The organism is Paraburkholderia sp. FT54 (assembly GCF_031585635.1).
Classification (GTDB): domain Bacteria; phylum Pseudomonadota; class Gammaproteobacteria; order Burkholderiales; family Burkholderiaceae; genus Paraburkholderia.
In genome coordinates this window covers 2,334,931-2,348,339 of record NZ_CP134196.1, presented here as the reverse complement: position 1 = coordinate 2,348,339, position 13,409 = coordinate 2,334,931, and the positions used below count along the sequence as shown (strand labels likewise).

11 protein-coding genes and 3 pseudogenes are annotated in these 13,409 nt (G+C 61.7%); 9 read left to right on the top strand and 5 right to left on the bottom strand.

The genetic code is table 11. The features are described 5' to 3' along the window. Positions 1-127 precede the first annotated feature (127 nt). Positions 128-1,354, bottom strand: a complete 1,227-nt coding sequence (locus RI103_RS30135; protein ID WP_310816294.1) for an MFS transporter — start codon at positions 1,352-1,354, stop codon at positions 128-130. A 119-nt stretch (positions 1,355-1,473) separates the two neighbouring features. On the opposite strand from RI103_RS30135, the gene RI103_RS30130 reads away from it, so the two are divergent. Next, on the top strand, positions 1,474-2,406 hold the full coding sequence (locus RI103_RS30130; RefSeq protein ID WP_310816293.1) for a LysR family transcriptional regulator: 933 nt from the start codon (positions 1,474-1,476) through the stop codon (positions 2,404-2,406). A 97-nt stretch (positions 2,407-2,503) separates the two neighbouring features. Here RI103_RS30130 and RI103_RS30125 read toward each other — a convergent pair whose 3' ends face one another. After that, positions 2,504-2,821, bottom strand: a complete 318-nt coding sequence (locus RI103_RS30125) for a DUF6566 family protein (protein WP_310816292.1) — start codon at positions 2,819-2,821, stop codon at positions 2,504-2,506. A gap of 347 nt (positions 2,822-3,168) precedes the next feature. Here RI103_RS30125 and RI103_RS30120 point away from each other — a divergent pair, with 347 nt between their 5' ends. From RI103_RS30120 to cydB, 3 genes are all read left to right on the top strand, one after another. Next, positions 3,169-3,549, top strand: a complete 381-nt coding sequence (locus RI103_RS30120) for a TraR/DksA family transcriptional regulator (protein ID WP_310816290.1) — start codon at positions 3,169-3,171, stop codon at positions 3,547-3,549. A 467-nt stretch (positions 3,550-4,016) separates the two neighbouring features. Then, positions 4,017-5,405 (top strand): cytochrome ubiquinol oxidase subunit I, encoded by a 1,389-nt coding sequence (locus RI103_RS30115; protein ID WP_310816288.1) that lies wholly within the window; start codon positions 4,017-4,019, stop codon positions 5,403-5,405. Positions 5,406-5,409: 4 nt separating this feature from the next. Beyond that, on the top strand, positions 5,410-6,417 hold the full coding sequence (gene cydB / locus RI103_RS30110) for a cytochrome d ubiquinol oxidase subunit II (RefSeq protein ID WP_310816287.1): 1,008 nt from the start codon (positions 5,410-5,412) through the stop codon (positions 6,415-6,417). Between the two features lie 91 nt (positions 6,418-6,508). Here cydB and RI103_RS30105 read toward each other — a convergent pair. Further along, positions 6,509-6,628, bottom strand: a pseudogene (locus RI103_RS30105) (encapsulin); the annotation flags it as partial. Continuing rightward, a pseudogene (locus tag RI103_RS30100) lies at positions 6,621-7,676 on the bottom strand (Dyp-type peroxidase). The pseudogenes RI103_RS30100 and RI103_RS30105, both read right to left, overlap by 8 nt. A gap of 229 nt (positions 7,677-7,905) precedes the next feature. Between RI103_RS30100 and RI103_RS30095 the strand changes: the two are divergent. The 3 genes and pseudogenes from RI103_RS30095 to RI103_RS30085 all read left to right on the top strand — a co-directional run bounded on the left by RI103_RS30095 (position 7,906) and on the right by RI103_RS30085 (position 10,770). Beyond that, entirely contained in the window at positions 7,906-8,346 is a 441-nt protein-coding gene (locus RI103_RS30095; RefSeq protein WP_310816286.1) for an ester cyclase, read from the top strand. A gap of 325 nt (positions 8,347-8,671) precedes the next feature. Continuing rightward, a pseudogene (locus RI103_RS30090) lies at positions 8,672-8,911 on the top strand (class I SAM-dependent methyltransferase); the annotation flags it as partial. Positions 8,912-9,309: 398 nt separating this feature from the next. Next, positions 9,310-10,770 carry an MEDS domain-containing protein gene (locus tag RI103_RS30085; RefSeq protein ID WP_310816284.1) on the top strand — a complete coding sequence of 487 codons (1,461 nt, stop codon included), beginning with the start codon at positions 9,310-9,312 and terminating at the stop codon, positions 10,768-10,770. A gap of 78 nt (positions 10,771-10,848) precedes the next feature. On the opposite strand, the gene RI103_RS30080 is transcribed toward RI103_RS30085, so the two are convergent. Then, the gene (locus RI103_RS30080) at positions 10,849-11,565 is read right to left on the bottom strand and encodes a hypothetical protein (RefSeq protein ID WP_310816283.1); all 717 of its coding nucleotides are present in this window, start codon (positions 11,563-11,565) and stop codon (positions 10,849-10,851) included. 325 nt (positions 11,566-11,890) lie between these two features. Here RI103_RS30080 and RI103_RS30075 point away from each other — a divergent pair, with 325 nt between their 5' ends. Further along, positions 11,891-12,205 (top strand): DUF4148 domain-containing protein, encoded by a 315-nt coding sequence (locus RI103_RS30075; RefSeq protein ID WP_310816282.1) that lies wholly within the window; start codon positions 11,891-11,893, stop codon positions 12,203-12,205. A 133-nt stretch (positions 12,206-12,338) separates the two neighbouring features. Further along, positions 12,339-13,370 carry an alpha/beta hydrolase gene (locus RI103_RS30070; protein ID WP_310816280.1) on the top strand — a complete coding sequence of 344 codons (1,032 nt, stop codon included), beginning with the start codon at positions 12,339-12,341 and terminating at the stop codon, positions 13,368-13,370. The last annotated feature ends 39 nt before the right edge of the window (positions 13,371-13,409 follow it).

The window sequence follows — 13,409 nt, the reverse complement described above, 5'->3', positions numbered from 1 at the left end:
CTTATCGTACCGAACTTCCAGGTTTGGCGGTGGACGATGCCGAAGACCGCTTCAGTACCAGTCAGGGCGATGCGCCGCCGCATCGGACAGGACGCCCTGTCCGATGGCACCCGCGATGGTCGGGCGACTATCCGCGCTCCGCCTGGCAAGGCGCGCTCACCACGGCAGGCCGTCCGACAATCGCGACGGTCAGCAGCACCGCCGCCAGTTCGCAAGCCGCCGCGACCCATCCGAGGCTGGTCACGCCGGCGTGGGCCAAGGTCAGTGCGCCAAGCGCGGCGCCCAGCGAGAAACCGATGTACATAAACGATGCATTGAGCGACAGCACGATCGATGCGACCTTGAGGCCGGCGATGTCGATGAGGCGCGCCTGCTGGGCCGGATAGAAAGCCCAGTGCGCGACGCCCCACAACGCGATGGCCACGAGCACGGGTATGAGTGCGGCGGCAGGTGACAGGACGCGCGCGCTGATCGACAGCGTGGCGAACGCGAGGCCGGACAATGCGATCGTCGGCACGATCACGGCCAGCGGTCCGAAGCGGTCGCTCGCATTGCCGCCGGTCACGACGCCGGCCGCGGCAGCGAGCCCCCACATGAACATCACCATGCCGATCCGCGCGCCGGCCAGGCCGGTGACGCCGGCGAGAAACGGCGAGAGGTAGGTGTAGACCGTGTAGGCGCCGGTCGCCCAGAGCGTGGTTGTCAGCAGCGTTGCCAGCACGACCGGGTTGCGCGCCACCGCGATGCGCTCGCGCAGCGTCGCAACCGGGATGCCGGCTCCTATGTCGCGCGGCAGACCGATGACGAGCCCGGCCGCGGCGAACGTCGCCAGTCCGGCGACGCCGGCGAACGTCATGCGCCAGCCGAGCGCATGGCCGACGACCGCGCCGAGGGGCACGCCGAGTGCGATGGCGATCGTGATGCCGCCGTTCACCACCGCAATTGCCCGGCCGCGGCGTTCAGGCGGCACGATGACGCTCGCCAGCGCATTGGCGCCCGGCACATACAGACCGGCGGACAGCGCCAACAGCACGCGCGCGCCCATCAGCGCCCAGAAGTTCGGCGCGACGACAGCGAGCAGATTGGAGAGCGCGAACGCGATCATGCTCGCGAGCAACAAAGTGCGGCGATTCAGGTTGCCGCTTAGCGCCGTCAACACGGGCGAGCTGAGGCCATACGCCAGAGCGAAAACCGTGACCAACTGACCCGCGGTTTCGATCTTCACTGAGAGATCGGCGGCGAGGCCGGGCAAGAGCGGCGAGATCATGAAGCCTTCGGTGCCGATCGCGAAAGCGCCGAGCGCCAGCCAGTAGACCGGAGCAGGGAGAGCGGAGGTGACGTGTGCGGGTTTCATGCAAAGCCTCAGGGCGAAAGTGATCCGTTGCATGATTCTGGGGGCGACGTTTGTGGCCATCAATATGCTAGAGTTCCCGACTTATCGGACACCAATGTCCGCAATCGTGGGGACGCGGTGTGGACAGTCTCAACGCTCTGAAAGTCTTTTCCCGCGCCGCGGAGTTGCGCAGCTTCACCGATGCCGGGCAGCAACTCGGCCTGTCTTCGTCCGCGGTCGGCAAAGCGGTGGCGCGGCTCGAGAAGCGGCTCGGCGTGCGCCTTTTCCACCGCAGCACGCGCAGCATCACGCTGACGCAGGAAGGCCAGCAATTCCTCGAAAGCTGTCGCCGCATCTTTTCGGAGATCGACGCGATCGAATCCGGCTTCGCGCAATCCAAAGGCGTGCCCAAGGGCCGGCTTCGCGTGAGTTTGCCGATGGTCGGCATGCTGATGATGCCGACCTTGAGCGGCTTCATGCGCGCCTATCCCGAGATCGAACTGGATCTGGATTTCAGCGATCACCTGGTCGATGTCGTCAACGATGGGTTCGACGTCGTCGTGCGGACCGGCGATGCGAGCGACTCGCGGTTGATCGCGCGCACGCTCGGCACTTACCGGCTGCAACTCGTCGGCGCCCCGTCTTATTTCGCTCGCGCCGGTACGCCGTCGAAACCCGAGGACCTGTTGTATCACGCCTGCCTGCATCACCGCTATCCGACCAGCGGCAAGTTGCAGCGCTGGCCTTTGGTGACGCCCGCTTCCGGCAATGACGTACCGTTGCCCGTGACGGCCTCGTCGAGCACGGTCGAGCCGCTGATTGCACTTGCCGAGCAAGGGCTCGGCGTGACCTGCGTGCCGGACTTTGCGATCCGCCGGCAACTCGCGGATGGCAACCTCGTGACGGTACTGGATGAGTACGTCGAACACAGCGGCGTGTTCCGCGCGGTGTGGCCGTCGAGTCCGTATGTGTCGCCCAAGCTGAGGGTCTTCGTCGATTTCCTGGCGGCGAATCTGTTGCCCGGCGCGGGCGCGACACGGCTCAGGGCGCCGGCAAAAGGCAAGCGCTCGTAGTTGGGGTATCGAAGCCGGGCGAGCGGCGGACTTCACGCCGCTACGACGAATCGGTCAATTGACCTTGGGCGTGCCTTGCAAGGTGATCTTGCAACGTCTATGGACCGGTTTCGGGCCCGTGTGATTTTTCTTCCGCATCACGGAACCAGACCTCTGCGCGAGAGCGGGCGCTAACCCAGGAGTGAGGCTGCGACGTCTCGAACTCACGATCGATGAACCGGCGGCCCCATTCGACCGCGTCTCTAATCGCTTCATCTTCCGTCAGCCATTCGGGTTGAACGGTCATCGGGCGAATATCGACGACTTTGCCCGCGCCATTTCTCAGGCTCACGCTCGCGATCCATGCTCCGAACCTGTTGGTCTCAGGGCGCACGACCATCTCAAACTCGCCGTAAAAAACAGTGGATGCTGGCATCGCTCTCTCCTTTAGGGCGCGTGTCCCTGCTTAGCGTCATCATGCCGTAATCCCGGGCATCCCGACACAAAGAAAATTGCGCGTGAATAGCGCATGCCGATCGTATTTCGCGGATAGTTAGCATTGGAGAAACCCGCGTTCAGCTGGCCGCGACCTGCTCATGGAATTCGCTGTAGCGTGGGCAGTGAGAGCGCATGCTGCCGCGCGCGAAAACGACTACTCATATGAAGAAATAGCCGGCGCACGGGCTCTTTGTAAGGAGGCCAACGGCCACGCATTTCAGGAACCGGGTGCCTGATGCCCGGCTCTACGGTGAGTAAAGCAAATCAATCTGAGGGAGAAGCACCATGCCGCAGCAACAGGGTGAGTTGAGTGACGAGTTCATCGCGCAGCAGCGCAAGCGCCTCGAGGCGCTGCGTCGGGAACTGCTCGGCACAGAGGAAGACACGATCGCGGGCGAGAGAACGGCTCAGGAGGAGCATGGCGACGAGTCCGAAGAGTATGAGGACGAGGCGCAGGGAATGGCACAGAATGAGATCAACCAGTCGCTGCACGATGTGAACGACCAGCGCGTTGCGGATATCCAGCGCGCGCTGCGCAAGATCGACGAAGGCACCTACGGTCTCTCCGATGAAAGCGGCCAGCCTATCCCCAAAGAGCGGCTCGAGGTCATACCGGAGGCTATCTTCACTGTTACTGAGCAGAGCCGCCGGGAGACCGGCAAGTAGGGCATTCAGGCGCGTCGATCATCATGGACAACATCGAGAAGCCAGCGGGAGAACGCCTCTTCGAATAGGCAATGCGTGAGGAATAGATGGGCGTTCTGAAGGGTCACTTCCGTCAGCTACGTTAAGGACAGCGATGAAGTGAAGTTCACTCGCAGCGAGGCGCCGCCTCCCAAGGCGAAGCGCGCCAGTAGCCGGCCAGACAAGAAGTCGTCCGGCGAAGTGAGCAGCACCGGGTCCACGGAAGGTGCCAGGTCCTGACGGCGTCGCGGTGCAGCGGGCGAGGACACTTTGCGAGCGTGTTGGCGCAGCGGCGGGTATTATCCGGAAACGGACGTGCTGGTGCCTCTCAAGCTCTTCTACAAGAAGGAGACAGGAGGCGCGGTTCGTCGGCTGAGTGATGTCCCTGAGCTACACGAGGCGTTTATCTTTACGCGAGTGCCGGTGCAACCTGGAGCCGATGATCGATCATGGAAATCTTCGATGCCTTCCACCTCGCCAGGTTGCAGTTTGCGTTCACCGTTTCATTTCACATTATTTTCCCCGCGATCAGTATAGGAATGGCCAGTTTCCTCGCCGTGCTGGAGGGGCGCTGGTTGCTGACGGGCGACATGGTCTACAAGGACATGTTTCTGTTCTGGTCGAAGATCTTCGCGGTCGGGTTCGGCATGGGCGTGGTGTCAGGCGTGGTGATGGCTTACGAATTCGGCACCAACTGGAGTGGATTTTCCATCATTGCCGGCAACGTCACAGGGCCGCTGCTGACTTATGAAGTATTGACGGCATTCTTTCTGGAGGCCGGATTTCTCGGCGTGATGCTGTTCGGCTGGCAGCGCGTGAGTCCGCGCGCGCACTTCTTCGCCACGCTGATGGTGGCCACCGGCACATTGATTTCCACTTTCTGGATTCTCGCGTCGAATAGCTTCATGCAGACGCCGCAAGGATTCGCCATGGAGAACGGCCGGATCGTGCCGGTCGACTGGATGAAGGTGATTTTCAACCCATCGTTTCCGTACCGCCTCGCGCATATGGCCATCGCCGCGTTCATTGTCGCGGGCTTCATCGTCGCCGCGTGCGGGGCGTGGCATCTGCTGCATGGCCGGCGCGACGGACCCGTCGAGCGCAGTTTTTCGATGGCGCTGTGGATTCTGCTTTTGCTCACGCCGGTCCAGATTTTCGTCGGCGATGCGCACGGCCTCAACACTCGCGAATATCAGCCCGCCAAGATCGCGGCGATAGAGGGCCTGTGGGAAACCGAGAAAGGCGGCACGGCGCTCAATCTGGTCGGTCTGCCCGACATGAACGCGGAAGTCACGCGCTACGCGGTGCAAATACCGCATTTGGGCAGCCTCATTCTTACCCATAGCTGGGACGGAGAAATCCGCGGGCTCAAGGAGTTTCCCGCCAGAGACCGCCCGTATTCGCCAATCATCTTCTGGACCTTCCGGATCATGGCGGGCCTCGGCATGTTGATGTTGTTGACGGCGCTGCTGGGGCTGCTGCTCAGGTTGAAAGACCGTCTCTACGAGACGCGGTGGTACCAGGTTTTCGTGCTGTGCATGGGCCCGTCGGGAATCGTCGCACTGTTGGCCGGGTGGGTCACGACCGAGGTGGGCCGCCAGCCGTGGACGGTCTACGGTGTTCTGCGCACTGAAGATTCACTCTCGCCGATCAGTGCCCAGCAAGCGGGTGTTTCATTGCTGATCTTTGTGCTGGTGTACTTCCTGGTATTCGGTATGGGGGTGTACTACATGCTCAAGATGATGAAGCGCGGACCGGAGGAACATGTCGACGGTCGCCAGTCCGTCAGGCATCCGGTGTTGCGCAATCGTCCGCTGGACGCATTGGAACGGGAGTGACGCCATGCAAATCGATCTACCGGTTGTGTGGGCCGCGATCATCGGACTCGGCGTTTTCATCTATGTGATGCTGGATGGCTTCGATCTCGGCATCGGCTTGCTGTTTCCGTTTTTCGAGGAAAAAGCCGATCGGCAGGTGATGCTCAATACCATCGCACCGGTCTGGGACGGAAACGAGACGTTCCTGGTGCTCGGCGGCGCGGGGCTATACGGCGCGTTCCCCGTCGTCTATTCGACGCTGCTGCCGGCGAACTATCTGCCGCTGATCCTGATGGTCGTGGGGCTGATCTTCCGCGGGGCGGCTTTCGAATTGCGCGCGAAGGCCACGCGGACCCAACATGCTTGGGACCTCGCCTTCATTGCCGGGTCCGCGCTCGCTGGGCTCTGCCAGGGCATCGTGCTGGGCTCGCTGCTGCAAGGCATCAAGATTGTCGATGGCCGTTTCGCCGGCGACCCATTCGACTGGCTGTCACCGTTCAGCCTCTTTTGCGGAATCGGCGTGCTCACCACGTATGCGACGCTCGGCTGCGGTTGGCTCATCCTGAAGACGGATGGCGAACTGCAGCGCAAGATGCGCGAGGTGATGCGGCCGCTGGTGGCCGTGCTGCTGGGGACGATCCTTGTCGTGAGTCTCTGGACCGTGATTGGGTTGCCGGCGGTGGAGCATCGCTGGTTCGGAAGCGGCAATCTTGGGTGGTTCATGCCGGTGCCGATTCTCGTGATCGCCTGTGTGTGGGGCATTTTTCGCTCGCTTCGCCTTCAGCATGAAGCGATGCCGTTCCTGCTCACACTTGCGCTGTGCTTTCTCGGATATAGCGGCTTGCTCATCAGCATCTGGCCGAACATCGTCCCGCCATCGCTGACGATCTGGGAAGCATCGTCGAGCCATTCGAGCCAGCTCTTTGCGCTGGTCGGCACGGTGATCGTGCTGCCGATCATCCTCGTCTACAACGCCATGCAGTACCGCGTATTCCGCGGCAAGGTGCGGGAAGGAGACGCCGGCTACCACTGACGGTAGAAGGGTTGCGCGGACACGGCCAGTTGCACGATGGTGAGCGTGCTCAACGTGCCTGAGCCCGCGACGACTGGCGTTTATTCAGCGACTTGACGTTGACCACGCGACGGCCGGCTACGCCGCGTTTGAACGTGCGCGCCACTTCGCTTTCGATCTGCGATCAGGCGGCACTGGAAACGGGGGCAAGCTCGCGATGCAGTTTATTCATGCCGGGAGACTCCCTTGAGAGAGTCAATATTCAGCGAGCCGTCGTGGCGCGGCTCGGCGGGCGAAGAAGTGTCGGCCTATGGCTCGATAGCGGTAGTGACGCCTGGCGGATCGCGGTCCGCGAGCGACTCGAGCAAGGGGGCCGACGGCACGAAGAAGAGGCCACCCGTCACAGCGCGGCTATAGTCGAGCAGCCGGTCGTAATTGCCCGGCGGCCGCCCGATGAACATGTTCTCCAGCATCTGCTCGATCGGCGCGGGCGAACGCGCATAGCCGATAAAGTAGGTACCGAACTCGCCCGCGCCGAGGCGGCCGAATGGCATGTTGTCGCGCAAGATCTTCACTTCCTTGCCGTTCTCGGTGATCGTCGTCAGCGAGCTATGCGACGAAGACGGTTTGACGGCTGCGTCGAGTTCGACATCGGACAGTTTCCTGCGACCGATAATGCGCTCCTGAGTCTCGACGGAAAGCGCATTCCAACTGTCCATGTCATGCAGGTACTTCTGCACCACCACATAGCTGCCGCCCTCGAACCCGGGGTCCTCGGTGATGAGCGTGTATTCGTCGGCCGCGCGGCCCGTCGGGTTCTCGGTGCCGTCGACGAAGCCCACCATGTCGCGCATGTCGAAGTAGCGAAACCCGTGAACTTCATCGACCACGGTGACCGCGTCACCGAGTGCGCCGAGCAACTGCGTGGCGAGCTCGAAACAGAGATCCATGTGATCGGCGCGGATGTGCAGCAGGAAATCGCCAGGCGTTCCCAACGCGCGACGTTCGCCTTCGCCGATGTCCCGGAACGGATGCAGGAGAGCGGGCCGGGGCGCACCGAATAGTCTGTCCCAGGCGTGCGAGCCGAAGGAGCAGACGCATGACAGGTTACCGGAAGGCGCCCGCTTGCCGACCGCGCGCACCAGGGCGGCAATGTCGCCGCACCATTCGCGCACCTTGGCCTCCTGATCGCGGTCGTTCGCGATGGTCGCGACAATAAAGATCGCGCTGCGGGAGACGTCGTTACAAATTGCCTGTGGTTCCGGGGTTTCGTTGGGCATCGGCTTGAGTGTTGAGAAACCGTTACGGGTTCCGACAGCAGTAGAACCTATGTCGTTGCGACTGCGCGTTTGTCGTCAATCGCGCCCACAGATGTTATACCGAGCAGGTGGTTTGTGGAAACTGTGCGCCTGCTTCGGGACGCGTTTCGATTCGGCCACTCACTGAAGCTGCTTGAGATGATTCGGTCTAACATGACGTGGTGACTTGCACCTTCAGGAGCAACAGATCATGACCTCTGGTATCGACGAAGTTGCCGCTCGTGAAGCGGTTGAAGGCCTCTATCGAGCGTTTGAGCAGAAAAGCGTCGAGTTATTGGCGAAGGTTGTCACCCCTGACTGGCAGTACATTCCGGAGCCTCGCGGGGCCACCCGCGGACCCGGCCAAATGGTCCAGGTGTTCCATGACATTGCGACCGCGCTTCCGGACATGAAAGTCGAAATTCTTGACTTGCTGGTTCATGGAAACCGGATAGGTGTTCGCGCGGAGATCAGCGGCACGCAAACTGGCGAGCTGCTCGGCATTGACGCAAGTTCCAGGCACGTGAGATTCGCGATCCACTCTTTCCATCAGATGCGTGGAAATCTGATCGAAAAAACATGGCACCTTGAGGACTGGCTATCGCTGTTTCGACAACTCGGACAGTTGCCAAAAATGCTCGATCGGCCCTGAAGCAGGGACCAGGTATCAGCGGGTCTGCCACCGGCGAAGAGCGTCTCAATGCTGATAGTGCATAGCTGCGGCGATCAGAAGACGAAACGGTAGCGCGAGTAGCACTGCCCCAGCGACTCCAAGCAGCCACAATCCAACGAACCACATGAGGCGTTTGCTGAACGTCGTCTTGCGATCAGGGCTTGTCTGTGACACGCTGTCCCCCTCGTCATCGGCTGATCCCGCCCACTTCTCCATCATAGCCCGTCGTGGGCTGCGGGATCGCGCCGAGTGATTCCGTGCGATGGCGAGCAGGGCCAAGGACGAACCAACAGGATGGAAAGTCATGAACGACAAGCGAGACGTCGCGCCGGACAGTACAGCAGCGAGCGTCGCGTTGTGGCGCGCGCTGCATGTCGAGTCCGACTCTGCGCCTCATGTGCTGGAAGACGAGATCGGCCTTAAGCTGCTGGCCCCAGGCGACGACTGGCGTGACCGCGGAGATATGGACCCGCAGTTCACGCGCCCATTTCGCGCCTCGATCGTGGCGCGGGCTCGCTTCATCGAGCACCTGGTTATTTCGCGGACAGAACAGATGATCTGCGCCCGCCAAACAATGCAGAGGAACTGCTTGTAGCGAGCGCATAGCCGCCTTCGCACTTTCCGACCGACACGAGCGCCTGGATGAGCACACGTCCGCGCGCCTCTCTAGCGATCGAGATCGACGCGTATGTGACTAACGCGTTAATTCGCGTCAAAAAGCATGCCTAGGGAAAACATCTATTCATTCAGAATCTCCCCTCGCGTACTTTTCGAATCCTGTTGAATCCCAAATATCGAGCACCAGCGCGGCAGTTTCGCTTGCTGTTCTTCAGGAGCGCCGGAGCGACGCGGAAGGTGCCGTGAGATTCCTATTCGAGCGCGCAGGACATCGTCAAACCTGGCGCGACTGTGGTTCTTGACCCACGCACTTTCAGGGAAACGATGACCACCGGTACTCGTCAAAGCGGTTTTCCCGCGCTTGGAGCCATCTCCTGGGGCTCGCATCTGTGTCACTTCTACGAATCGCGTAGCGAATTGCTCAGCGTCACTGCGGACTTCCTTCATGCCGGACTCGTGAATCGCGAAGCGGCCGTGTGGGTCGCGCCCGCGTTGCTCGGACCCGACAAAGCCCGATATATGCTCGCGCAAACGGCGCCCGGACTCGCTGACTATATCGACGCGGGCCAATTGCAGATTCTCGACGGCGCGCAGATCTACTCCTCGCCTAACACGGGCTTCAACGGGGGTGCCACCGTGAGCTTGTGGTCGGCGGCAATCAACGACGCGCTCGAGCGAGGCTTCGAAGGACTGCGAGTGGCCGGCGACGCCGTCTGCAACGAAACCACCGACTGGGTTGCGCTGCTCGACTACGAAGCTTCATTGAAGGAGAAACTCGCGGCGCGGCCGATCATCGGTCTGTGCACTTACTGCGTGCAAAAACTTCGCACGACGCAGATGCGGGAAATCGAGCGCCTGCACGATGCGAAAGTCGAGTCGCCGCGCGTCGAGGCCGCCGGGCATTCGCGCGCGCAAGCGCAGCGGCAGAGCGAGCAACGTTCGGAGAACGTAGTCTTCCGTGCGGAGGGTAGCGAAGCAACGAAAGAAGCAACGATCGGTCACGAGATCCGCAATGCGATCACACCGCTTGGTCTGGTCGCGCGTCTGTTGAACGCCCAGTATGGCCACGACGAACAGTTGACGCGCTATGCGCGTCTGCTATCGCGGCAAGCCAGTTTGCTCGGTCAGTTGGCCCAGCAATTGATGGCGTCGGACGATGCGGAGTTCGCTAGTTTGCTTGAACCGGCCGCGCTGGGCGCGTCGTCGTGTTCGTCGCCCGGGAAGCCTGCCGCCCATCCCGCGCCGGTCGATGTCGGCGATCTGCTGGCACATTGTGTTCAGGTCGCTGAAGCGGGTGCGCCCGATCACGCGCCCATTCAACTGACGGCAAGCGACGCCCCGCTGCACGTGCAAGGCGACTTTGGCAAGCTGACCCAGGTGTTCGTCAACCTGCTGGTCAATGCGCTCAAATATTCGGCGCCTGCGGATGCGATCAAGGTGACGGCGTCCCGCGCCGGACGTTACTGCTATATCAGCGTGAGCGACGAGGGTATCGGCATCGCGCCGGGCGAGCTCGCCACCATCTTCAAGCCATACAAGCGCGGGCTTGCGGGCTGCGCATTGGGTGCCAACGGTCATGGACTAGGATTGGCCGTGGTCCGCGACATCGTCGCCAGCCATGGCGGTACCGTCGAGGCGTTTTCCGACGGTCTGGGCCGCGGCTCGGATTTCGTGGTGCGCTTGCCGCTGGCAAGCATGGTCACGCAGGTCAGGACGATCGCACCCGCAGCACACGAGTGCGATGCGGTTTGCGCCGCCCCCATCACGCAAGGTGTTGCCGCTTAACGCGCCACGCCATCTCAACGCCCATCGCCCATCGCCCGTGTGACCCGCACACGATTGGTGAACGCGTCCTCAGGCCGCTCACGTGTCAACCCGGCACCAACGACCGGAATCCGGGCACACGATGGCCTGTTCGCCATTCACGCAGACTTGCTCTCCATCCGCTTGCAACGAGGTCGAAGGGGCGATGTCGAAGGCGACTTCAAGCGCGCGCGCAACATGGGCATTTTCAATGGGCAGCTCCCACGTCAGGAATATCTGGGTGTAATCCCGGTCCGGCGCGAAGTCGGCGACGTTAAACCCGCTGCTGCCGCGCTGAATTACGCCATGAGGCTGGCCCGTGTCGAATATCAAGGCTGTTCCGCGCTTGAGAGGAATGCGATGACCCGTACCGGGGAAATGCACATCCAGACCCTTGTCCTCGCTGAGAAAGAGGTTGCAAAAGGCCGCACCGCCGTATTGCGCGCCGTCATGGTGATACCTCGCGCCGCGGCAGGCCATGAGGGCAATGTCGCTGGCGGCGAGCACCGCGGGCAGTCCGAGCGCGCCTGTCCACTCGGACATGGCCCGCACGCAGCGTATGTAGTCCGGCCAGCGCATCTGCGTTCGCGCCAACGGCATGACCTCGACGTCACCGGGTTCGAGGACCATCCGCGACGATGTCTCCCTGTCCCAATCCGCAAGCACACGAGCGGGGGGAACAGGCACCTCGACCGTGCCTGACAGCACGATGTCACTTACGCTTCGACTGCGCATGACGTCGCCGCTCCAGAAACAGGAAGTCAGCACGTCTCGCATCGATGCTATTGAAGAGGGGTTCATCTACAGTATTGTAAGTGACCGTCCCGCTTTGAGTTGCGTCCACAGCCTGTGCTGGCAAGCTGAAGCGACCCGATTCGGACCGGTAATCTCAAAGCGACCAGCGACTTCACCAGGGCCGACTGCTTTGTATCGCAATGTATCTGCGCCGTACCACGGTACATAACGTTTCACCAGCGGGCATTGCCGACATAAGCCAGATACGTCCGCGCGGTCTAATGCTTCCACGCCAGCCGAACTGGCCATGCAAACTGGAAACGCAAACGGGCGTTTGCGTGGAAGACATTTTCTCGAGGTGAAAGTCATGAAACTCATTCAATCGCTTATCGTCGCCGCTGCCGTCGCTCTGCCGGCGTTGTCGTTCGCGCAAACGAACCAGCCGCTTACTCGGTCCGAGGTTCGCGCGCAACTCGTCGAGTTGCAGAAGGTCGGTTACAACCCCGCGAGCGATGAAACGCAGTACCCAAGGAATATCGAAGCTGCCGAGGCTCGCCTCGGTGCCCAGCACGGCTTGGCGGCGTCGTCATATGGCCCGGCGATGGGCGGCAGCTCCGCATCGGGCTCGCGTGCGTCGGACACTGAAGTGATCGGTCTCGGCGCGATTTACGCCAAGCCCTAACGAATCTCCGCTTTGCGGACGGCCGTTGCTGCCGGCTGCGCCTCGCGATGTTCAGGTTCAATCATTCGATGCGTCCCGCGGACGCGCCGTTCAATTCAGCGTTGTCGCACATAAGGAATAAGGAGAGTTAGCCATGTCTGACCAGATCAATATTCGGCGTCGTCGCCTGCTCGGGACGACGGTGGCGGGCCTCAGCCTGATGGAACTGGGACTGAGCGGGCTTGCCAACGCGCAGTCCAACAGCACGAACTCAGGAACACGTGTCGCCTCGTTCGATAACCTGAAGCAGATCAACGCCGGCGCGCTCAGTATTGGCTACGCCGAAGCGGGTCCGCGGAACGGACCGGTCGTGATCCTGCTGCATGGCTGGCCGTACGATATTTACGCCTTTGCTGAAGTCACGCCCTTGCTCGCAGCGGCCGGCTATCGGGTCATCGTGCCGTATCTGCGGGGTTATGGCACGACGCGCTTCCTGTCCGCGGATACGCCGCGCAACGGCCAGCAGGCTGTCGTGGCGGTCGACATCATTGCGCTGATGGACGCGCTGAAGATCGACAAGGCGATTTTCGGCGGCTTCGACTGGGGTGCGCGTACGGTGAATATCATTGCCGCGCTGTGGCCTGAGCGATGCAAGGCGATGGTCTCGGTGAGCGGCTATCTGATCGGCAGTCAGGAAGCGAACCGCACGCCGTTGCCGCCGAAAGCGGAACAGGCGTGGTGGTATCAGTTCTACTTCGCCACGGAACGCGGCTATGCGGGCTATGAAGCGAACCGGCACGACTTCAACAAGCTGATCTGGCACACGGCATCGCCGAAATGGAATTTCGACGACGCGACGTTCGAGCGCTCGGCGCAATCCTTCAATAACCCGGACTACGTTGCGGTGGTGATCCACAACTATCGCTGGCGTCTGGGGCTGGTCAAGGGCGAGGCGCAGTACGACGACCTCGAGAAGCGTCTGGCAGCGGCGCCGACGATATCCGTGCCGACCATCACAATGGAAGGGGACGCGAACGGCGCACCGCATCCCGAGCCGGCGGCGTACGCGAAGAAGTTCACCGGCAAGTACGCGCATCGGAACATCGGCGGTGGTGTCGGACACAACTTGCCGCAGGAAGCGCCGAAAGCATTCGCCGATGCCGTGATCGACGTTGCACGCTTCTAGCCGGACGACGCGCAAACGACCCATCCAAAGCGCCGATCC